Genomic DNA, 24,054 nt, shown 5'->3' on the forward strand with positions numbered 1-24,054 from the left:
ATGGCACTTACCAGTTATCAATTTAGAAATCAACCTTACTGGCTAGGTTTTGTTTTCGCAGGTCAGGCATTTACTATTTCCCATAGAGAAACAATTAGGCCAGGTAGAAGTCTTAATATTCAAATATCCACTGGCAAAAATACTATTACACACATAACAAATCAAACAATAGTAAGTCATATGGAACAATTAGGCATCAAACTAATAAAAGCTCCTGGTTTTATTCCTGGAACTAAAAAAATTCCGGTAATAAACCTAGATGATAGATCCAAGATTAAAGCGGCTACATCATTTTATTATAATGCTTATAATGTACATGATGGACTAGTATTGTCAGAGAATATGATACCAAAATTTGCATTTACTCAAGGTGGTTCTCCTATAGAATCTACACTATTCGAGAGAATTCTGCAATATGATACTAATTATATATTGTCCATAAGGAATGAAGGTTTCTATCCTACAGAAGTTATGATAAACATGGCATTTTACGAATCAGGTAATTAATTATATAGGTTACTAAAAAACTTAAGAAACAAAAGTATTTATTAATATGTTATTCTACATCACAAAAAATACTAAAAATTTCTTCACTTATGCTCATACTTTAACATATACTAGTTAGTAGTAGTATCCTCATATAATTTCATTCTTCTTTAGTACTTATTATAAGTAAAGGAGGGATACTATGAGCCATAAACATCATGATTGTTGTAACTGCTGCTGCGACCCTTGCAGATGCAATAGTTGTCAATGTGATCCATGTAGATGCAGGTCTTCTTGCAACTACAGTCCATATAGTGGTTTTCCATTTTTAGGTCTAGGCGGCGGAAGATGTTTTAACAACTGTGGACGTAGCAGTGGACTATGTTGGATATTACTACTTTTAGCTTTATGTGGACGCCGCTAAATTATAATGATATATAAAAGGGGAAGCTTTTGAGCTTCCCCGCTTTGAATTATATATTTTTTTCATTATTTATGAGTCATTATATTCAATATTAATTTATCTGTTTGAAGCATTCCTTCTCTTCCAATTTGAGCTATATTCCTGATGGTTTTTTCCACGTCTTTTTCTATTATTCCCTCTTTTTCTGATATAACTATATTATTCATGGCTAAAAGTGAAGATTGTACTGCAGCACTTACTCCTGTAGATACTTTTAGAGCACAGCCTGTTTTTGCTCCATCACATATCATACCTGATATATTTCCAACCATATTTTTAATAGAATAATTTATTTCCTTAAGTTGTCCACCTAAAAGATATGTAATACCACAGCTTGCACCTGCAGAAGCTACCACACAGCCACACAAAGCCGATAATCTTCCTAAATAAGTTTTAATATGAATTGCTACTAAATTACTTAAAACCAAAGCTCTTGCTAATTTTTCAGAGCTAACATTTAATTTTTCTGCCACTGCTACCACAGGGAGCATAACTGTTAATCCTTGATTACCACTACCAGAGTTACTCATAACTGGATACATACATCCTGCCATTCTTGCATCTGATGCAGCAGCAGTTAATGCCATAGCATAGTTCTGAATATCATCTGATAGTACACCTTTTTTTATATTATCTATAATGGTTTTTCCTACATTTAAGCCATAGCCTTTTAAGCCTTCTTCTGCTATTTTTCTATTCATTTTTGCCCCTTCTAAAATAAATTCTATATCCTCTAGGGGACTATTTATAGCAAAATCATATATATCTTCAACACTTAATTTTATACAATGCTCTTTATTTTTATCTTTATCAATAGATACTTCTGCTTCTTCTTCATCCTCTACTTGAAATAAAATCTCTTCATTTAGCTGAACTAAAACTAAATTATTGTGTTTATCCTTTATAATGGCCTTTGAAATATTTTTTTCACTTACGCATTGAACCTCTATATAAAGTTTATTGGGTACAGCTTTTGTATTTACTGATACTTTTCCACCCTTTAACATATCTTTTGCATCTTCTATATTTTGCTTAGTTATATCCTTTAAAACTTCTAATTCCACATTAGGATTTCCTCCAATAGCACCTAATGCTGCCGCTATATCTAGTCCTGTCATACCGGTTCCCGGTATACCTACACCCATTCCGTTCTTTAATATATTATCACTTACAAAAACTTTTATTAATTCAGGATAAGAATTTAAAGCCTCCTTAGCTTTTGCAGCTGCTAAAGCCACTGCAATTGGCTCTGTACATCCTAATGCTGGAACTACCTCCGATTTAAGTATTTCTATAAAACCTTTACATCCACACTCATCACAAGACATTGTATTCATCCTTTCTGTTTATACTTCATAATTTTCGTTAAATTGAAGTAATTTTTTCACTAATATAATAATAATGAATGAATTCCTATTTTTCAAGTTTTAAATATTTCATTTATGGAATTTAGCCTTATTTTTTATTAAATATCATAGTATTTTTATTGAATTCCTCTTTCACAGGCAAACAAAAATTATCTTATGTGTTTGAGTTTATTCTTTTATAAAACATAAATCAAAAACATAAATTAAAATTTGTCTATTGTTACAATTTATGCATATAAATTTTTTCTTCTGAACCCCATGGAGCAATTTTACGGTCTATGACTTGGAAACCGTATTTTTCATATAAATTTTCATGGTCACTTACTATATGCACTTTATCAAAACCAATTGACTTTAAATAATCCATTGCATACTGAATTAGTTTTTGGCTTAGTCTATTTCCTCTATATTCTTCGTCAACGAACATAAAGCCAATGTAGGGCGTATAGCATACATTTGGAATGCAATCTGTCTTTGCAACCGTACAATATCCACAGATCTTCTCATTGTAAAAAGCAACTATAACTCTTTCCCATTGTTTAAATTCATTATTGTCCATATCATTAGCTAATGATTTTCCTGCTTTCCATGAACAACTCTCTGCATAATTTCTTACTCTGCTCCAAATCTCATCTGATGATGTAATTGTTGTAAATTTCATATTTTATTTCCTCCAAAATTAAGAATAGGAGGATTATTATACGAAATTGGAGTTTGCCGCTTACAGGGTATGCTCATTTTCATTATACGAGAAGTTCTCTGGAATACGAATGTATGCTCGTATATGTGAATTTTTCTTTCGCTCAATTATCCCAGAAATATTATTGATATTACCTTCTGCTACAACAATTGAATTGGCTTTATTTTCTATAACAATTCCGATGTGGTCATGCTCTGAGTTATTAAAAACCTTATCAAAGAGTACAACATCTCCTATTTCAGGTGTATAAGAATCATTAGTACCTAAAACATATCCTATTCTGTCATCTGCTAAAGCCCATTCCTCCCAAGCACCGCAACCTGCCAAATTACATGAACGACATTCCTTTGGACGTATTGGAATGTCATAACCTGCTTTTTTGCAACAATAATACACAAATGCAGCACACCAATTTCTATCAGCTTTTTCTAACGACCAGTTTGGAAACCCATATATTGTTAAATCAATATTTGGTTCTGTCTGCATGACAAATCCGTGAAAACATTTTAAGGCCTCCGTTTTTGCTATTTTTGCCAAAGTGCTTTTTGTACTCATTTTGCACCTCTATAAATTACTATTTTCGAAACAATATCTCGTGTGTAATTTTTTTAATGCCACAGCCCCATTTTTTCTTAACTGTATTCCATTTTTACTTCGCTTCCATTTACTCCTGCCACTGGAGCACTTACTATAAGCTTAACTGGAACTCTATTTTTTAATTCTTCCACATGACTTATGATTCCCACTGCTAAGTTTTCGCTTCTAAGTTTTTCTAATGATGTCATTACTACATCTAAAAGATCATTGTCTAAAGTTCCAAATCCTTCATCTAAGAAGAAAAACTGTAGTGGAGCACTACCTTTTAATTGAATTTGTGATGAAAGTGCTAAAGCTAAGGATAGGGATGTTAGGAAGGTTTCGCCACCTGATAAAGTGCTTGTATGCCTTCTAGCGCCTCCATTAAAGTCATCTCTCATTATAAAATTACCATCCACATCTATTTCTAAAGCATATCTTCCCTTAGTAATACTTTTCAACCTCTTTGAAGCCTCTATAGCTATATACTTCAGTTCATTCATAGCCACAAATTCTACAAATTTATTTCCTTTTACTAAATCGTCTAACTCCTGACATAAACTATATTTATGCTGATATTTTTCCTTTCTTTCTATTAGCTTTAACACTTCCTCTAAATCCCTTATGGTATCATCTAATTCCTTTTTCTTTTGCGCCTTTATTTCTATGCATTCATTTAAATTTTCTTGCAGTTGAAATTTATACTCTTTTGTCTGCTGCCACTGCTCTTCAGTAATATCTCTTCCACTGATTTTATCTTCTAATCTTTTTATATTATCCTCTAATTTTATTTTATCATCTTCATATTTATTTATTATTTGCTGCAGATTCTCTATATGTTCTTTGGTTATAAAATACTCTAAAACCTGTTTTTCATCTTTAAAGCTACACTCCTTTAATTTAATGTATAAATTTTCTTTTTGATTCTTTAATATGCCATTTAAAGTCTCTAAATTTTTCTCTAAGCTAGATTTTTCTTTGTCACAATTATTTTTTTCATTCTTTTTTAATTCTAATTTATCTCTTAGAGATTTTTCAGTGGTGTTTATATAGTCTATTTCCTTGTTAACTTTTAATATAGATTCCTCAGGATCTTCTTCTCCACATATTCTTTTTACTTCTTCTCCATATTCATCTATGAAATTCTTTTTCTCTGTTCCACTTTGGGTTATTTGCGCTCTTTCACTTTGTAGTTTTGATACTTCCCTTTGTATTTCTTCCCTTTTCTTATTTAATTTATCTACTGCTCTTCTCTTTTCTTTTTCTTGTTTTTTAAGTTTAACTATCTCTTCATCCCAAATTTTTATTTTCTTTATTTCCAATTCTATATTTTCTACCTCTAATACTTTTATAATATCTGTGTATTCTTTAAATACATTAGAGCACTTGCCATTTGCATCTTTTAAATCCTCATTTATACTTTTCAAATTATATTGTGCCGCATTTATTTTTTCCTCTAGGGATGTATACATTTTATCAATAGAAGCCTTTTCTTCCCTCTTATGCTCTAAATCCCTCTCTAAATTATTAAGTTCTTCATTCCACTTATTTATTTTTTCCTTTAAATTAGTAAAATGGACTTCTTTAGCCTTTACCTCTTCTTGTAACTTTTCTATATCTATTCCTTCTAATTCTTTATTTACTTTTTTAAGTTCCTCTTCTGAATACTGCTGATCTCTATGAACTGCTGCCATGTTAATATTATAATGGTTAATATTTTCCTTAAGGGCTTCACATTTTTCTTTTAATTCTCTGTTTAACTCTTCCACATGTTTTAATTCATCTTCACCTATAAAATTGGCTTTTTTCACATGGTGAGTGGATCCACATACTGGACAAGGATTTCCTTCTTGTAGCTCCTTTGCCAGCATTGCTGCAATGTTTTCATTGTACTTTTCCTTAAATAATTTTTCACCATTTTTAAGTTCATTTATCTCATGGTCATACTCTAAATTTAAAGAATTAATTTTTTCCTGAAGTTCTTTCTTTTTCAACAAAATATCTTCATATTTTTTATCTAATTTCCCTTTAGTATCTAAACATACCAATATCTTTTCTTTTCTTTCTTTTACTGAAGTCACTTCCTGCTGAGCTTTTAATAAAGTTTCTCCATCTCCTGGACACTTCTTTTGAGTAGCTTCTCTATTTTCTATTAAACCACTTATTGAACTATCTAAATTTATCTTTTTATTCTTTATTTCTATGAACTGTTTTTCATTGTTCTTTATAGCTTCACTAAAGGTATTATATTTTTTATTTAATAAAGTTATATTTTCATCTAATTCCTTATATTTGCAATACTTATCATATGCACTATAGATGGAATTTCTATACTCTGGAGATATAGTCTTATTGCTTAAACTTTTTTCTAATTCCTCCAAATCATTAATTAAAACTTCTCTTTTTGTAGTTATATCTAATAAAGCTGACTCTAGGGATTTTATCTTTTTATTTAAATTATCGTACTTAAATCTTAACTCCTGTCTTTCCTTTTCAACTTCCTTTACTCTTTTATTTATATCCACTGCTCTAGATAGCTCTGTAGCCTTTTTAACCAACTTTGGAGTTTTTTCTCTTTGATTTTCTAAAGCAACTTCATATTCCTTTTGAAGCAATAAAAGTTTTTGATTTATGTCTATTAAAAGTTCTTCTTTTTCTTTTAATTTAGTTTCATTTATCTTTACACTATTTTCAGTGTTTTTAACTTCATCTATAAAAGGCTTAATATTAAAGGCATTTTTTCCATATTCTAATTTTAGCTTTTTATTCTCAATGGCTTCTGCTTTTTTCACCAATTCACTTTGCTGTTGAATATAGTTTTGAAGTTCTTTTTTGGTATTCCACAAAATAGTATACTCTTCATATAACTTATCTATCTTTTCTTTTTCCTTCTTTAATGCTTGTTCTTTTTCCTCTAAATTTTTTAATTCTTCTTTTAAAGTATCTACTTTTTCTTTAGATACATCATTATATCTGTTTAACTCTCCATTTAGCTCTATTAATCTCTTTTCTTCCTGATCCTTTAGTTTTTTAATTTTCTCCCTAAGTCCTCTGCCATAACGTTCTAGTTTAAATATTCTTTCTAGCATACTTCTTCTATCTACCCCAGTTAGTTTTAAAAATTCACTAAATTTACCCTGAGGAAGCACTACAGATCTGGTAAAATCATCTACAGAAAGTCCTATTATACTTTCCACTGCATTTCTAACATTTACCGCACCCTCTGCTATTACTTCATTGTTTTCTCCATTTAATTTATATATTCTAGCTAAGGTGGTCTTGTATCCACCATTTTTGTCCACCTTAATACATCTATCACATTGATACTCTTTAATATCGTTTCCTAACCCAATAGAAAAGGTATAGCTTACTTCTAATCTATCACTTTCTGAATTAATAAACCCTTTGTTATCTCTAGTAATTTTACCATATAGAGCCATAGTTATACCGTCTAATATAGTAGATTTCCCACTGCCTGTAGGTCCAAATATGCCAAAAAATCCTTTCTCTGTAAGTTCATTAAAAGGTATCTTTTGTTCCTGAACGAAGCTATTTAAGCCTTTAATTTTCAGAAGTATAGGTTTCATTTTCCATCACCTCTTCTTCATGTTCATTGACTATATTTAAAAACAAATCTAATATATCCTTATCAGGCTCCACTTTTCTCTCATATTTATAAAATTCCTTAAAAACTTCTTCCATACTTTTTTCCGTTAAATTTTCATATACCTCATCATCTTCTTCCCCTTGAATTTTAGGAAGTATTTGAACTATATCATTTTTATAACTCTTCATTTCCTTTATTTCTTCCTGAAGAATTACTCTATCCGTATATATTTCTATATAAGCCCAAACATCTCTATCACTGTTTTCTTTACATTTATCTATGGCCTCTTCCACACCATGACATTTCCAAACTTCTATAGGCTTATAATTTTTAAAATAAACTTCCTCTATTTCTGCTTCTTTACCTTTAGATACCTCTACTATATAAGCACAATTAGCATTATTTCTTTCACTTTTACTGTATTGAATAGGTGCACCCGAATATCTTATTCTTCCATCAGTGCCCTTTACTTTCTGGGGCTTATGTAGATGTCCTAATGCTATGTATTGAGCTTTTTTAGGTAACTTATTAGCATCTACTGTTAGACTCCCCCCTAATTGAATAGGCCTTTCAGAATCAGAACTCTCTCCACCTAAAACAAATAAATGAGATACCACTAAGTTTATAGTATCTTCTCTAAACTTTTCTGATAGTTTTAAAAATATATCTCCTATCTTTTCTGAGTAATCCTTTTGTCTTTCCTCTTCGGATAGTTTATCTGATATAATTTCATTTAATCTCTTTTCACTAGGATATGGCATTGCAAGAATAATAGCTTTTTCTCCATTTATTTCTATTTCGAAATATCCTTCATCTGCTTCTATTATATTAGCTTCACCACACTTACCAACGCTTACTACACTTCTAGGTGTCCCTAAAAGTATTATACCCTGCTGGTGGGCAATGGGAGATGCTGCTTCCAGCCTATCTGGATTATCATGATTACCTGATATCACCAAAACAACTCTTTTCCCATTACAGCTTATTTCTCTAAGTGCTTTATAAAACAAACCCTCCGCTCTTGCTGGAGGATTGCTATTATCGTATATGTCTCCGGATATTATTATCATATCCGGATTTTCACAGTTTACCATATCTACAAACTCATCTATAAATTTCTCTTGTTCATCTAACCTACTATAACCCTCTAACATTTTTCCCAAATGCCAGTCTGAAGTATGAATAAACTTCACAAAATCACCCCTCTTAAAATTCCCTAGCTTTATAAATGGCTCTTTTCTCTAAAGACCAAACTCTATCGGACATACTACCTGGCTCTACATCTTCTAAAGCCTTTTTCATGTCATACATTTTAGCATCCATGTCATCCAGTCTATGAAGCATCTCAGCTTCTGGAATCATAGGTTTTTTAGGACTACCATAATCCGCCTCATAATGATGTGAAAGCACCATATGTTCTAGAAGCATTTTTATTTCTGGATTTATATTTAATTTTTCTGCAGCAGTTTCTATTTTCTTCACTCCCATTACTATATGTCCTAAAAGCTGACCCTCTATGGTGTATTCACTTACAATTCCCAACTCACTAGAAGCCATTTCCTCCATCTTTGATATATCATGAAGTATTATTCCTGAATAAAGTAAATCCTTATTTAAAAATGTATATATTTCGCATAATTTTTCTCCAGCTTTAAGCATTGTAGTTATATGATATAATAGTCCTCCTCTTACGGAATGATGGTTACTTTTGGCTGCTGGATAATACATTAAAGTTTCCTTATATTCGTTTAAAATGTAATTAACTAATTTTTTTATTTCTTCATTGTTTATTTTTTTAATATACTCTAATACATCATTGTACATTTCTTCAGAAGTATAAGGTGCCACCGGCACAAAATTTGTTATATCTACTCCATCTTCATCCATCACTTCTCTTATTTTTTCTATTTTAAATTGAAGAGTATTTTGCCACTCAGTAACCATACCTCTTACTTTCACAAGACTATTAGCACTGTATATTTCATCCTCTTCAGTAGCATTCCAAAGCTTCGCATTTATTTCTCCAGTTTTATCTGCAAAAGTAAAATCCAAATACTTTTTATTGTTACTGGATGATTTACATTCTACTGACTTTATTAAAAAGAATCCGTCGATTCTATTTCCTGCTTGAAACTGATTTATGGTCATAACTTGTATATTCATATAAAAATCTCTCCTCACTATTAATTACTATATTATATTGTAACTATGCTATTATTATAAAACAAATACAAATATTTTTCACTCACTCTTCTGCCTGTTACGCTTTGGAGAGCTTTAGCATAATATTCTATTTGCACCTTATATCTTTCTTTTATATCTTCTACATTCTCTACATAATCTGTCTTATAGTCAAGGAGTATTATATTTCCATTCTCTTCAAAGTAACAGTCAATTATACCCTGAAGCATTATTTTTTCTCCCTCATACAAATCCCTAGGTAATTCTTTGTAAATTTCAGTACTTTTTATATCCATATGAAATGGCACTTCCCTATACACCTTTTCAGCCTTTAACATTCTTTTACCTATGAAGGATTTGAAAAATTCTATTATTTTATTTATATCTACAGCTCTTCCTTCTTCCTCTGTAATAAATTCTTTTTCAATCATAGTATTTATTTGTTCTTCTATATCCTGATATTTTTCCACTCTATCAAAGGAAATCCTCTGCATAACTGCATGCATAGCAGTACCTTTTTCCGCTGGCGTTAATCCTTTCTTTTCTAATAAAAATAAGGGTTTTTTTACTAATTTAGGAATATATGCACCAGAGTCATACTCTTCTTCCAAAACTTCCTGAAACTTTCTCTTAAGTTCAGTAACAGTTACCACTGTTGGCATTTCTTGAGACTCTTCATAGGCATATTTATAGTTTAGTTTCTTATCTACTTCTTTATAAATATTATCTTCCATATCTATATTCTGATTATTTACCTCTTCTGTTTTAAACATATCTTCCATGGACATTTGCTCTGGATTTAACAATTCCGTACGTGACCACAATTTTACTCTCCATTTAGATGCATCTTTTAAAATTTTTATATTTTTTATATCTCCCTTTATTAAAAGCTGTTTTCCCTGTTCATGCCGCATTACACATGGAACTATCCAATCTAAATAATTGTCAGCATTAGCTCTATGGTATGCAGATAACTTTATACTTTCCTTATCTATGCTGAAATTCCATTTATTTATAGATTTTTCCACATCTTTCACCATGCCCGTTATTATAAGTTTTTCTTTAGCCCTAGTGAGTGCTACATATAAAACTCTCATCTCTTCTGAAAGACTTTCTAATTTTATCTTTTTTCTTATTATTCCTTTCATTAAAGAAGGATATATTATCCTTTTTTCTAAATCTATACAATCCGGTCCAAATCCCAATTCTTGATGAATTAGTAATCTTTTATTAATATCCATCATATTAAACTTTTTGCCCATACCAGCTACAATAACCACAGGGAACTCCAATCCCTTACTTTTGTGTATACTCATTATTCTGACTACATTTTCATTTTCCCCTATGATTTTAGCACTGCCCATATCGCCACTGCTTTCTTTTAGTCTATTTATAAAGTTTATAAAATTAAATAAACCTTTATAGCTAGTATTTTGATACTGCTTAGCTCGTTGAAACAACATCTTTAAGTTTGCTTGCCTTTGTTCTCCACCAGGCATAGCCCCTACGTATCCGTAGTATCCTGTACTTTTATATAAAAACCAAATAAATTCATCTAAAGGCATGTGTATAGATCTTTCTCTCCACATTTTCATATTGGTTAAAAATCCTTCTATTTTATTTGATAGTTCCCCCCCTACTTCTATTATTTTATCCTTAGACTTGTTACTTTTGTGTTTATACATGTCAGATAGAATATTTTCAGTAGCTGAAGTATGTGACTTCTCACTTGATTCAATTTGTTGTTTAACTATATCCATCATTTTTTCATAATAACTGTCTTCTTTACTATTTATCTTTATTTCTATTAATTCCTCTTGAGTAAAGCCGCCTATAGGAGAATTCATTAAAGCTAACATAGGTATATCCTGTATTGGATTATCTATTACTTGAAGCAAACTCATCATGGTTTTTATCTCTATTGTTTGAAAATATCCCGTCCCAGTATCTGCATACACAGGTATTCCTTTTTCTTTAAACTCTTCCATAAATACTGGAGCCCACTTTTGTGTACTTCTAAGTAGCACCACTACGTCCCTATAGGTTACCTCTTTATATTGACCACTATCCTTATTAAAAACCATAAATTTTTCATCTTTATTATTTATAAGTTCATTAATTCTATTTGCAACCATTCTAGCTTCTATTTGTATGTTTGAAGGATTATCCTCCTCTATGCTTTCTTCCAGTCCATTTTCTATAGAAACATCATTATCTTTGTTTTCTATTAAGTGTAATTCTACTGGACCACCTACTTTAAAATCACTCTCTTCTTCTTTATAATCTGCTCCTAAATTTAACTTTTCTTCGTCATCATATTCTAACTCTCCAACACTCTCACTCATTATTTGCTTAAATATAAAGTTTATTCCTTCTATAACTTCTTTTCTACTTCTAAAGTTCTTATATAAAAGTACCTTTCTATATAAACTTCCTTCTTCTTGTGAGTAGCTGTTGTATTTACCTAAAAATATTTCTGGCTTTGCCTGTCTAAATCTATAAATACTTTGCTTTATATCCCCTACCATAAAAATATTAGGCTCTTCTTTTCTACCTACAATATTTATTATAGCTTCCTGTATAGTATTTGTATCTTGATATTCATCTACCAATATTTCTCCATAAGAATTTCTAAGTTCCATTGCTATTTCAGAAGGTACTACTTTTTCTCCTTCAGTTTTAGTTAATATCTTAAGACACATATGTTCAAAGTCATTGAAGTCTATAAGCCCTCTTTCTCTTTTCTTTTTAGAAAATTCCTCTGAAAACTCCATAACCAGTGTGCAAAGACTATATATCACAGGATATAAGCATTTAAAATCTTCTTTTATATCTTCATAGCTAAAAGGCGATACTTCATCTTTAATGGAATTAATGCCTTTTTTAACTTCTTCTCTTAACTTCTTAACAATCTCCTGTTTATCCTTATCTACACCTTTTTTGCATCTTTTTAAGCTCTTGAAATCTATTTTTTTTATTTCCTCCACAAATCTATCCCAAGATGTTTCGGAGACTTTTATTAAATTATTTACTATGTCTAAATCATCATTAATATTCCCTTTATAAGGCTCTAGAGTTTCTTCCCCTTCTATTATTTCTATACAAGCATATAGTTTTTGCTTAAATGCTTTTATTTCCTCTGATATATATTTTAAATAAGTTTTAATGCCCTCTACAGTTTGTAAATTTATATTATCTACATTAAACTTTTCTGACGCTTCTTTTAACCATTTTTCTTGCCAAGGAAATGATGTGGAGAAATTATACAAATCTAATACCATATCCTGTAGGTTTCTATCGTCTCGATTACTACAATAAATTTGTACAAGATTTAAAAATTCTTCATTTTCTTCACTTTCATATTTTTTTTCAAACAATTCTTCCAATGTTTCTTGTTTTAAAAGAATATTTTCTGTGGCATCACTTATTTTAAAATCTGGATTCAAACCAATAATATGAAAATTATTTCTTATTATATCTAAACAAAAAGAATGAAGGGTTGTTATACTTGCCTTAGGTAAAAGAGTTAACTGTCTTTGCAGTTTTGCAGAATTAGGTTCTTCCTCTAATTTATCTATAATAGCTGCTGCTATTCTCTCTCTCATTTCTGATGCAGCAGCATTGGTGAAAGTTACTACTAAAAGTTTATCTATGTCCACAGGATTATTTAAATCCGTGATTATATTTATTATTCTTTGAACTAATACTGCCGTTTTACCAGAACCTGCAGCAGCCGCAACTAAAAGATTGCAGTTTCTCGTATAAATAGCTTCCTGCTGCTCTTTTGTCCACTTTACTCCTGCCATTAATTATCACCCTCTCCAGAATCTTTGCCGCCTAATTCTTCATCTAATTTTTCCCATACTTCATGATCTTTTAATTCTTTTATTGAATTATATTTGTTACTTTCTATAGAATCATCAAATTGACATATGGATGAAAATATACAATATTTACATGGTACGCTTTCCTTTTTCCTATAAGGCTTTATGCCTATATCCCCATCTAACATTTGCTCACAACTCTTCACTAAATTATTTCTTACATGTTCTCTAAGTTCTTCAAACTGTTCCTTAGTTGCTGTAGAAGACCTACTACTTAAATTTCCATCCTTTTTAATTTCTGCAGGTATTATAAGAGAAATTCCTTCTATATCCCTATCCATTTCCTTCACTATTTCAGTATCCTTCAATATTAACCCTTTCATTTTAAGCTCTTTCATAATAGCCTTTTCTATTTCTTCTTCTGTTAAATTCTTATTTCCTTTTATAATAGGGTCTTGTAATTTAAAATATAAAACTCCCGCAGGCAGTGATGGAATCCCATTTTCCCCATTGCCAGCTTTTATTATAGCATCTAAATAAGTTATAAGCTGTATTTGAAGTCCATAATAAACATCTGAAAGTTTAAAATCCTTATTACCTGATTTATAGTCTATAATTCTATAAAATACTCCTTCCTCTCCCACTAATTTATCAACTCTATCTATCCTTCCAATTAAATTAACCTTTTCTCCATTAGAAAGTGATATTTCTATAGGTGGAAAATCTCCATCTTCTCCAAATATCATTTCATATCCTAATGGCTGAAATCCACTTTGTTTCATATGGGTAACTATAAGCCATATTGCTCTTAGTAAAACCTTTTTAAGTCTCTCCATAAGATATCTATATCTAGCTGAGCTATTCAATATGGACCCTGAAGTATCATTTATAATTTTATCTATAGATATATCTATATTTTTCTCACACCATTCTTTAGATAAATCTCCCCAATGTAATTGATTTTTTCTCACTGTTTCCGAGAAATCATCTATTACCTTATGCATAAAAGTTCCTATGTCTGGAGAACTAAGTTTAAATATCTTTCTTTCCTTTGCCTTTAATCCATATTGAATGTAATATGCAAACGGACATTCTACATATCTCTCCAATCTAGAAACTGAAAGCCTAATATTTTTACCATATAATTTTTGTACACTATCACTGTTTAGTTTTTTCATTTGGTTATCATATTCAAATCCCGAAATAACTCTTTTATAAGTTTCTCTCCATTGTCTATTATTTTTATACCAAAGATGTACTTGTTTCCAAACTGGGTCAACAGTACTCAGACTGTTATCTCTTCTCATAAGGGTTATTAATTTATTAAAAGTAGGAACTTTTCTATATATATTTTCTAATGCTACTTTTGCTTCATCCATTTCTTCCCACTGTTCTTCTATTCTTGAATAAACTCTTTTTAATCTAGATATTATCATTGATGGTCTCAACGCCTTGCCCTCATGATCTGCAATAGGATAACTTATTCTCAAATAATCTGAAGCTATGGTTAAAGAGGAATATATTAAAAATTGTTCTTCTAAAGCTTTTGTTTTGGTATCACTAGCTAGTTCTATACCTGAGTTCCTTAATGTAATTCTATCTAAATCTGTAAATACACCTTCCTCCCAATTGCCCTTTGGAAAGATTCCATCATTTACACCTATTATATATAAAGCTTTTATGTTATGGCTTTTTATTCTATCAATACTACTTACTAAAACTTGATCTAGCGCTGGAGGTATGAGTCCCATTTTATTATGGCTAAATCCTATGGTTATAATATCAATAAATTCTTCTAAAGTTACTTCTTCTTCACCAACCACCTCTACAACTTCATCTAAAAGCTCCATTACTAAGTTCCATATACTACTGTACTCCCTACTTAACTGTTGATTTCCATCTTCTTTAAATTTATCTACCCAGCTTTCTATCTTTTCTGGAACTCCTATACTACATAAAAAATTAAAAGCTGAAGTACATATGTGAACTGCTTTATGCCTTCCATGAATGTTTTTCCAAAGTTCTAAAAGCGGCTCTGCTACTTTATATCTTATTTCATTTATCCTTTGTAACATCTTTTCTTTTTCTTCATCTTCTATTTCTTTTTCGAAATTATAACTTATAAAATTCTCCCACTTCTTGTCTCCTGTCCACTTATTTTTTCCTTTTATTCCACAGGCTAAAACATAATTTTCTAGTAAGAAGATATCCTCTTCATCTATATCTAATAATCCCGTTTTTAAATATCTAAATATAGATTGATAAGACCAATTTTTTGTAAATATCTCTATAGACGCTTTTATTAATATTATTAAAGGGTTATCATCAATATCCTTCTTTCTATCAATAAAATTAGGTATTTCATATTCTGAAAAAATAGCCTTAACGGTATTTTCATATATAGCTAAGTCTCTGCTTACCACTGCTATATCCTTAAATCTAAATCCCTTATCTCTACAAAGCTTAATTATATCCTTAGCCACATTTTCAACTTCACTATATAGGTTAGCACTTTTTAATATCTTTATATCCTTTGTATGTCCTTTATAAGGTGTGCAGTTATAGTTAAAAAAATTGCTCTCTAAGTATGAAATTTCTTTACTATCCTTAAATCTTGGATACGGTTTTTTCCAAAGTTCTACTGGTTTATCTAAAGATATATTATTATTCATAGCTATGTCTATAAGTTTTTTTTCTGTTTTTTCTGTTAAGTTAAATATTCCTCCATCCATTCCCTTATTTTTACTGGTGTTCATGCATAAAGTTATGTTTACCCTCTTAGCTAACTTTAAAAATTTTTCTATTATTTTATACTGTTGTGGAGTAAAATAATTAAATTCATCTATCCATATTTCACTGTTTTTAATAGGTTCATAATAATCTATTTTATTATAAAGTATTGTTAGATAATCCTCTGGATCAATATATCCTTTATTTATTACTTTTACAAATTTATCATATATGATTCCTATATCTCGTATTTTTTTAGCTAAAAACTGATCTTCCTCTATAGAGTTTGAAGTTTCTATAAGCGCTTGTGGCGTTACATTATAATTTTTAAACTCTGTTATTAAATCTGCAATTACTGTAGCAAATCCCTGCTGCTTTGCGGCAGTATTAAAAACCTTTAACTCATCTTTTGTATCCATCATAATTTTATATATAAGCATACATTTACCGGAATCATCCATGTTTTTATGAATTAGTCCGCCTACTTCACTAAACACTCTATGAGCAAGCCTTTTAAAACTCAAGACTTCTACATTTAAAAGTCCCGTAGCACCTACTTTTTGTATTAAATTCTTTTCTGCTTGAAAAGAAAATTGTTCTGGCACTAATAATATGATTTTATTATTAACTCCTTTAGATAAGGAATTTTTTATACTTTCTGTGCAAAAGTAGCTCTTTCCACTGCCGCTTCTACCGTAAATAAATCTTAAACTCATATTTTCACCATCCATATTTTATATATTCTACATTACCCTTGCTATTTTACTTAAGAATATTATATCAAATCTCTGCTACTCAAAACATGGTCCAATGTATCCATATTGAGATTCTTACTGCTTCAACGTACTCTGCCTTGCCTAAGCTACTACAGTTTATATAGCACTCCACAGTCGTTAATTCCCCAAATAGCCTTGGGTACACATATAAGTGCTTGTTCTTCATCTTCCTTTATCTTTTTCTTATATTTTCTTTGTATTACTCATAAGTATAATATCTCCTATTTGTTGGTATTATAAATGCTTTTAATATTCCTTCGTTATCCCATCTTTGTAATGTTCTAACTGATACATTAATTAATTCTGCAAATTCATTTGGTTTATAGTTATTATTCTTCAAATGTACTCACTTCCTTTTCATAAGTGCATTTTACTATATTTAATTACTTTTATCTATATTTTAAATAACTAAAGATATCTCCTACATAAAATCATATCATTACATAGTATTAAATTTCTTTCCTAGTAAAAAAGAAGTCTACTATGGTAATATTTTACCACAGGAGACTTCTTTTATTTCAAAATTTATTAATAATTCAACTTTCCCAGTTATAAAATAAAAATATAAAATTTGAAATTTACAGGTAAGTAATAGGTAAGAGGTAAGAGCTAAGAAGTAAGAGTTAAGGATAAAACTCAAGGAGTTTTTTATAATTAATTTGTAATTAATTTGTAATTAATAGGTAAGAAGTAATAGTTGTGGTGGAAATTCAGCTTTGCTGAATTTTTTAAAGAAACTCTTACCTTTTACCTATTACTTCTTACTTTTTCACTCTTACTTCTTACTTTTTACCTCTTACCTACTCTACAAATTCCCATTTTACATTCTAAATTTTAAACCCTTATTAATCTAATGTAGAGCTTGAACTTTATGTGCGAAAGTTGAATTAATAAGAAAATTTCACTCTATATAATTGTAACTACTTTTTATCAATCCTTAATCCCCAATGTCTAGACTAGCCACTAAATAATAACTTTCTAAACAATAATTAATTATTAGTACTTAAATTTTAGTGTTAGAGCTTTACGGTATAGAAACACTTCCATTGTACATATCTAACCCCACACCTATTAGTCCTCCAATTAATATAAATGTAAAAATAATTATCATTATGACTCTGTCATACTCCCTCATTTTTATATCTAATATAATAGCTCTTAAAAGTGCTATTAAAATAACTCCAACAAATATAGCCATATAACACAATATTCCAAATCTATCAATGTACCATTTTATCATATATTTAAATACTATAAATCTAGGAGCTAAACAATCCCAAGTATACATATTTTATTCCCCACTTTTATTATTCTTCTATTAACCCCTTTTCCTTTTGTTTCATTAAGCTAAATAATATTGCTCCTATTATTGATGGAACTATCCACGCAAATCCTTGCTCCGATAGGGGAATTATATTCATAAATTTCCCTATAAAAGATGTATTAAATCCCAACGCAGACATTGCATCAAATAAACTTACAAATAGGGCTCCATAAACAGCTCCTATATATGCCCCTTTATTTTGTATTAAGTTATCAAACATATTCATGACTATTAAAACTATAGTTATTGGATAAACCGCCACAAGCACAGGCATAGATAATCTAACTATTTTTTCTACTCCAACATTAGCTAAAATAGCACTTATTACAGTAGTAATTATGACTATTTTTTCATAGCTTACCTTTCCTTTAGTAAGTTCATTAAAATAGTTGCCTGTAGTAGCTGTTAAAGCTATTGATGTAGTTAAACATGCCAATGTAACACATATAGCTAGTGCTATTGAACCAAATCCACCTAATGTACTTGCAGCAATATTCATTACTAACTGAGTTTTAGTTATATTCTGTGGAAAAACTGTATTTGCTGTAGCACCAAGATATAATAGTCCTCCATAGACAAAAGCCAAACCTAAAGCAGCTATTAGAGATGATTTAAAAGCTAATTTCATTTGAACTTTTGGTTCTTTGTATCCTTTATCCACAAGACTTTTTAAAACTATCCCAGCCATAAGTATAGATCCCATAGCATCCATAGTTTGATATCCACCTACAAACCCAGTAGAAAAAGCACTTTTTATAAAAGGTACCCCTGGCTTTGCTATAGGTGAACTTATGCCTTTAAATATTATGAGTGCTAAGACTCCTAATAAAATTGGTGTTAATATTTTACCAATCTTATCTACTATCTCTGATGGTTTCAATACAAAAAACAAAGTTATTGAAAAATAAATTATAGAAAATATAATGGAATTTAATCCTGGGAAAATTTGCTTTATACCCATCTCAAAAGTAGTGGCACCAGTTCTTGGAATAGCTAAAAAAGGTCCAATGCAAAGAACTATTATAGTTCCCAATATTTTACTAAATGTAGGACTCACTTTGCTACACAACTTATCAATACTTCCTCCAGCTCTAGATACGGCCATAATTCCTAAAAGTGGCATTCCTATCCCTGTTAAGAAAAACCCTACTGTAGATAACATCCATTTTGAACCAGATTGCATTCCTAATTCTGGTGGAAATATTAAATTACCCGCCCCAAAAAACATAGCAAATAACGCTAATCCTACCACCAACGCATCCTTATTCTTTTTGCTCACAATAAATACACCCCCAAAAATACTACACGTTCTAGATAAAGAATTAACTTATTAATTTTTTATCTATTTTTAAAATTTTCTGTATATTCTCTGTTTAAATTTTCACATTTTAACTCTGTATATTATCACATCTCAACAACTTATATATATAGTTATATCAAAATATATGAATCAGTTCAAGTTATTTCTTTCATTTTTTTGCAAAATATATTTGGAAAAAATGTTAAAGTTAAATAATACATACGTAATTATTTCAAAACTCAACTACTATTTTTATGTTTATTAGTGTATAATTTATGATGTAATACGATTAAACTCATATATTATACAATTTCATATATTTGGAGGGAATTTTATGGAATTACCTGAACCTAACATAGTAGAAATAGATACCTTTAAAATAATAGGCACTAAATATTTTGGTAAAAATCAACATAATGAGATAAATAAACTTTGGCAAGATTTTTATCCAAGAATTAAAGAAATTAAAAATAGAATAACTGTAAATAAAAGCTACGGAATATGTGAATTGTTCCCTGGTAGTTCTAAATTTTACTATATATCTTCTGTAAAGGTTGCCAATTCTGAGAAAGTTCCAGAAAATATGGTATGTAAAATAATACCTTATTCTAAATATGCCTTGTTTACTCATAAGGGATCTTTAAATAGTCTCGGTCAAACTTACGAATATATATATGGAATATGGCTTCCCAACTCACCTTACGAGCACTCAATATTACCCGATATAGAAGAATATGATAACACCTATTGTAGAGATAATCTTGAGGAATGTGTTATTAACATATACATACCTATTAAGTAAATAATTAAAATTACGGCACTTTCTTTTATATAAAAGAAAATGCCGTAATTTTAATTATTTATCATCCCAAAATTCTTCTAATATTTTTATAATGCCCCTTTCATCCTTTTTAAAAATAGTACGCCAATGCTTAGGAAACAAGCTTCTATAAGTAGATGTGCCAAATCTAGTATCTATAAGAAGTACCACGCCTTTATCACTTTCCCTTCTTATTACTCTTCCCGCTGCTTGCATAACTTTATTCATTCCAGGATATATATATGAGTATTGAAATCCTTTGGAATTCTTTTCATTATAATAATCTCTTATTAAATCCCTTTCTACACAAATTTGAGGCATACCAACTCCTACTACCACCGCTCCTATTAGCTTATCTCCTGTCAAATCTATTCCTTCTCCAAACATTCCACCCATTACAACAAATCCTACTAAAGTATCGTTCTTTCCTTCATCAAACATTTTTAAAAAATTTTCTTTTTCCTCTTCTTCCATACTATATTCCTGTTTTACACATTGAATTTCTAAATTTAAGTCAATAAATTTTTGGTATAGTACTTCCATATATTCATAGGAAGGTACAAACACTAAATAATTTCCCTTTTTAGATTTAATTACATTATATATATCCTGTACCACTTGGTCATATGTATACTTTCTTTGAGAATATTTAGTTGAAATTCTATTGTCTACCACTAAGCATAAATTATTCTCTGGGAATGGTGATTTAAGCCTTAATTTATAACTTTCACCACTACCATTAAGCACGTTCATATAATAATCTATCGGAGCTAAAGTAGCAGAAAAGAATATAGTGGATTTAACTACTTTCCCAAAGGCTTCTATAAATTTAGATGGATCTAAACAAAATAACTTCAATACAATATCATTTTTTTCTTTCTTAAAATAACTTACATACTGCTCTCCATACCATTCACAAACCTTACAAAATCTATAAACATTAAAATATACCTCTAAAAGCTCATCTTTAAACTCCCACTCTTCTTCCTTACTCAACCATTTATCACATATGCTTAAAAACTTTCTAGATAAAGAATAAATATCTTCCGGTAAATTTTTACTTATATAATACTCTTCCTCCACCTCCTTTTTATTTTTAAGAAAAAAGGAATTTATTTTACTTAAATTTTTATATAAATCTGGTATTTTTTCTTTTACAATCTTTTTTAAATCCATCATAGTTTTTTTGCTTAATTCAGCCGAATACATCTCTCTACTTCTATCTACTAAATTGTGTGCTTCATCTACTAAAATTACATAATCATTGTAAGAATCAAAAAATCTTCTTAAATAGACTCTAGGATCAAATACATAATTATAGTCACAAATTATACAATCAGCCCAATTACATAAATCAAGAGAGAATTCAAAAGGACATACTTCATATTTCTCAGCATACATTTTAATTTTTTCATCATCTATTAAATTTTCTTTTTGAAAAATTTCTTCTATGGCATCAGTAACCCTGTCATAATGCCCTTTTGCATAAGGACATATATCCGGATCGCAATTTTTATCTTTAAAACATATCTTTTCTTTAGAAGTTAATGAAACAGATTTTAATTTAAGACCATTTTCTAGCATATAATTCATAGTATTTTCTGCAGCTATTTTCCCCATATTTTTAGCTGTCAAGTAAAATATTTTAGAACATATTCCCTCTCCCATTCCTTTTATACTTGGAAATAAAGTAGCTAAAGTTTTTCCTGTACCCGTTGGTGCTTCTGCAAATAATTTTTTACCTTTCTTTATGGTTTTATATACTCCTATAGCAAACTCTCTCTGACCTTTTCTATAATTATTAAAGGGAAATTTTAAATCTTTTATAGAATTATCTCTAACACATCTCCAGTTTTGCCTCATCTTTGCATATTTTAAATATCTATTTAACATTCCATAAAAAAAGTCTTTTAATTCCTCAAAAGAAAACTCTTTTATAAATGTTTTTATATCTTCATTTACGAAAGAATAATAGGTAAGTTGAACCTTTATACTAGTTAAAGAATTTTCATCTGCATATATAAATCCATAGCATTTAGCCTGTGCCCAATGAGCTAAATTAAAATCCTCATATATTTCTTCTAAAGGTCTTGTGGTGGTTTTTATTTCATCAATTACAACTTCATTTTCTAAAATTATTACCCCATCAGCTCTTCCACTTATCTCTATTTTTATATCATCTATATCTGAAGTATGACATAGGTAAAATTCCTTGTTATAATTTTCTCCACCTTTCTTTTGAATTTTTTGGTGAATTTTTATTGCATCTACATTTCTAGATGCTCCTTTAAAACTAGATATCAAATCTCCTCTTCTATATAAAAATTCTACTAAATCCCTCACTGAAACTTTTATTATATGGCTACTATCCATGTGGTAATTCCTCCAATTTTTAAAAAGGTAAATAAAATATAAAAAGCGGTAAGTATTCCTTAAACCCGCATTTTATACCCTTTCTTTATTTAATTAAAATACAAAATTTTATTTTTTAATGAAATAATACACTACTGCTATTATAAGAATAGCTACCAAAAAAGGTACTCCAAATACCAATTTAAACACTGCAGAAATTATAGCTAAAACTATACCAATTACAAATACCACTGCAGCTATTGGTAAAACTATAGCTCCCAATACAACTGCCACAAGTACCAATACTATTAAAGTTAAAATTATACCAAGTAATACCCCCATATATACCCCCTTAATGCAAATTGATTAAATATATTTTATAAAATTAAATTAAACTTCATAACTTACATTACTATATTTAAATATAGAGTATTTTTTAATGTAAAATGAATGTGGAAATTCCTTAAATCTATTCTAGTAAAAACTCCTATGGGAATTTTGTATTTAATTTCAAATATCATCATACAATTATATATTATAAATTTTAATCACAATTATTTGTTTTATGATATGATGTAATCTTTTAATATTCTTGCTCTAGTAGGATGCCTTAATTTTCTTATAGTCTTAGCCTCTATTTGTCTTATTCTTTCTCTAGTTATTTTATAGTATTTTCCTATTTCCTCTAAAGTTTTAGGCTCCCTTTCATATAGTCCAAATCTGTCCCTAATAATTTTTTCTTCTCTTGGGGATAAAGTTTGAAGTACTTTTTCTATATCTTTCCTTAATAAATTTCTATAAACTGTATCTTCCACATCAAAATCATCATATATATAACTATTTAAACTATAGTATGATGGAATTATATCCAAAAGCTCCCCTTCATCAATTCCATCTTCAGAGTTAGCACTTTGATTTAATGAGGCTATTCTCTTTATTCTATTCTGAAGTTCTTTCATCTCCTCATATTCCTCTAAGGAAATATTCAATTGCTTACATATAAGCTCTTTTTTTATACATCCGTATCTACATAATTGATTTTTTTCTATTCCATTTATTTTATTTATCTTTTCAATTACGTGAACGGGCAACCTTACTAAAAAACCTTTATCATATATAGCTCTATCTATATGTTGATTTATCCAATAATAAACATAAGTAGAAAACTCCGTACCTTTATTAATATCAAATTTTTCTATGCCCTTTATAAGCCCTATTATTCCCTCTTGAATCAGATCCTCATAGGTAAAAGATGATATTTTTGATTTCTTAAAAGCTACCTTTCTTACTAAATTTATATTGTTCAGTATCAGTTTTTCTTTAGACTTCATATCTCCCTTAACTTTATAAAGGTATATAAGTTCCTTATTGTTTTCATAGAATGTATTTTTACTGTCAGTTTCCTGGTGCAATTTGTTTATATCATGAATACCACAATACATTTAAAATCACCAACCAATCAATGCAATATATTATTAATGTTCTATATTATATTAGAAAATCCCTTTATAAATTACATTTTTTAAAATATTTTAATAACTAATATAG

At 29.5% G+C, this 24,054-nt stretch carries 16 protein-coding genes and 1 pseudogene; 3 read left to right on the top strand and 14 right to left on the bottom strand.

The window, feature by feature from the left end; all coding sequences use genetic code 11:
- Both C1715_RS13780 and C1715_RS13785 read left to right on the top strand, forming a co-directional pair.
- Positions 1 to 507: a hypothetical protein gene (locus tag C1715_RS13780; protein WP_102401048.1), complete on the top strand. Its 507-nt coding sequence runs from the start codon at positions 1 to 3 to the stop codon at positions 505 to 507.
- 181 nt (positions 508 to 688) lie between these two features.
- Positions 689 to 910, top strand: coding sequence for a hypothetical protein (locus C1715_RS13785; protein ID WP_102401049.1), 222 nt, complete (start codon positions 689 to 691; stop codon positions 908 to 910).
- Positions 911 to 975: 65 nt separating this feature from the next.
- On the opposite strand, the gene C1715_RS13790 is transcribed toward C1715_RS13785, so the two are convergent.
- The 11 genes and pseudogenes from C1715_RS13790 to brnQ form a co-directional block, all read right to left on the bottom strand.
- Complete coding sequence (locus C1715_RS13790; RefSeq protein WP_102401050.1) at positions 976 to 2,277, bottom strand: L-cysteine desulfidase family protein; 1,302 nt, start codon at positions 2,275 to 2,277, stop codon at positions 976 to 978.
- Between the two features lie 259 nt (positions 2,278 to 2,536).
- On the bottom strand, positions 2,537 to 2,977 hold the full coding sequence (locus C1715_RS13795; protein WP_102401051.1) for a GNAT family N-acetyltransferase: 441 nt from the start codon (positions 2,975 to 2,977) through the stop codon (positions 2,537 to 2,539).
- 60 nt (positions 2,978 to 3,037) lie between these two features.
- Complete coding sequence (locus C1715_RS13800; protein ID WP_102401052.1) at positions 3,038 to 3,571, bottom strand: CHAP domain-containing protein; 534 nt, start codon at positions 3,569 to 3,571, stop codon at positions 3,038 to 3,040.
- 77 nt (positions 3,572 to 3,648) lie between these two features.
- Positions 3,649 to 7,179 (bottom strand): SbcC/MukB-like Walker B domain-containing protein, encoded by a 3,531-nt coding sequence (locus C1715_RS13805; RefSeq protein ID WP_102401053.1) that lies wholly within the window; start codon positions 7,177 to 7,179, stop codon positions 3,649 to 3,651.
- A complete protein-coding gene (locus tag C1715_RS13810; RefSeq protein WP_102401054.1) occupies positions 7,154 to 8,392 on the bottom strand; it encodes an exonuclease SbcCD subunit D in 1,239 nt (412 codons plus the stop codon). The genes C1715_RS13805 and C1715_RS13810 overlap by 26 nt, the downstream gene beginning before the upstream one ends.
- A gap of 13 nt (positions 8,393 to 8,405) precedes the next feature.
- The gene (locus C1715_RS13815; protein ID WP_102401055.1) at positions 8,406 to 9,362 is read right to left on the bottom strand and encodes a 3'-5' exoribonuclease YhaM family protein; all 957 of its coding nucleotides are present in this window, start codon (positions 9,360 to 9,362) and stop codon (positions 8,406 to 8,408) included.
- A gap of 32 nt (positions 9,363 to 9,394) precedes the next feature.
- Positions 9,395 to 13,186: a helicase-exonuclease AddAB subunit AddA gene (gene addA / locus C1715_RS13820; protein ID WP_102401056.1), complete on the bottom strand. Its 3,792-nt coding sequence runs from the start codon at positions 13,184 to 13,186 to the stop codon at positions 9,395 to 9,397.
- Entirely contained in the window at positions 13,186 to 16,650 is a 3,465-nt protein-coding gene (gene addB / locus C1715_RS13825) for a helicase-exonuclease AddAB subunit AddB (RefSeq protein ID WP_102401057.1), read from the bottom strand. Before addB ends, addA begins: the two co-directional genes overlap by 1 nt.
- Before the next feature lie 265 nt (positions 16,651 to 16,915).
- Positions 16,916 to 17,050: pseudogene (locus tag C1715_RS13830) on the bottom strand (MerR family DNA-binding transcriptional regulator); the annotation flags it as partial.
- A 684-nt stretch (positions 17,051 to 17,734) separates the two neighbouring features.
- Positions 17,735 to 17,998, bottom strand: a complete 264-nt coding sequence (locus C1715_RS13835) for a hypothetical protein (RefSeq protein WP_102401058.1) — start codon at positions 17,996 to 17,998, stop codon at positions 17,735 to 17,737.
- A gap of 19 nt (positions 17,999 to 18,017) precedes the next feature.
- Positions 18,018 to 19,313: a branched-chain amino acid transport system II carrier protein gene (gene brnQ / locus C1715_RS13840; protein ID WP_102401059.1), complete on the bottom strand. Its 1,296-nt coding sequence runs from the start codon at positions 19,311 to 19,313 to the stop codon at positions 18,018 to 18,020.
- A 355-nt stretch (positions 19,314 to 19,668) separates the two neighbouring features.
- On the opposite strand from brnQ, the gene C1715_RS13845 reads away from it, so the two are divergent.
- Positions 19,669 to 20,136, top strand: a complete 468-nt coding sequence (locus C1715_RS13845; protein ID WP_102401060.1) for a GyrI-like domain-containing protein — start codon at positions 19,669 to 19,671, stop codon at positions 20,134 to 20,136.
- A 54-nt stretch (positions 20,137 to 20,190) separates the two neighbouring features.
- Here the strand turns inward: C1715_RS13845 and C1715_RS13850 are convergent, their stop codons facing one another.
- From C1715_RS13850 to C1715_RS13860, 3 genes are all read right to left on the bottom strand, one after another.
- Entirely contained in the window at positions 20,191 to 22,527 is a 2,337-nt protein-coding gene (locus C1715_RS13850) for an ATP-dependent DNA helicase (RefSeq protein WP_102401061.1), read from the bottom strand.
- Positions 22,528 to 22,635: 108 nt separating this feature from the next.
- Complete coding sequence (locus C1715_RS13855) at positions 22,636 to 22,848, bottom strand: hypothetical protein (RefSeq protein WP_102401062.1); 213 nt, start codon at positions 22,846 to 22,848, stop codon at positions 22,636 to 22,638.
- A 221-nt stretch (positions 22,849 to 23,069) separates the two neighbouring features.
- A complete protein-coding gene (locus tag C1715_RS13860) occupies positions 23,070 to 23,948 on the bottom strand; it encodes a sigma-70 family RNA polymerase sigma factor (protein ID WP_102401063.1) in 879 nt (292 codons plus the stop codon).
- Between the last annotated feature and the right edge of the window lie 106 nt (positions 23,949 to 24,054).

The sequence above is a fragment of the Haloimpatiens massiliensis genome (assembly GCF_900184255.1).
Taxonomy (GTDB): Bacteria; Bacillota; Clostridia; order Clostridiales; family Clostridiaceae; genus Haloimpatiens; species Haloimpatiens massiliensis.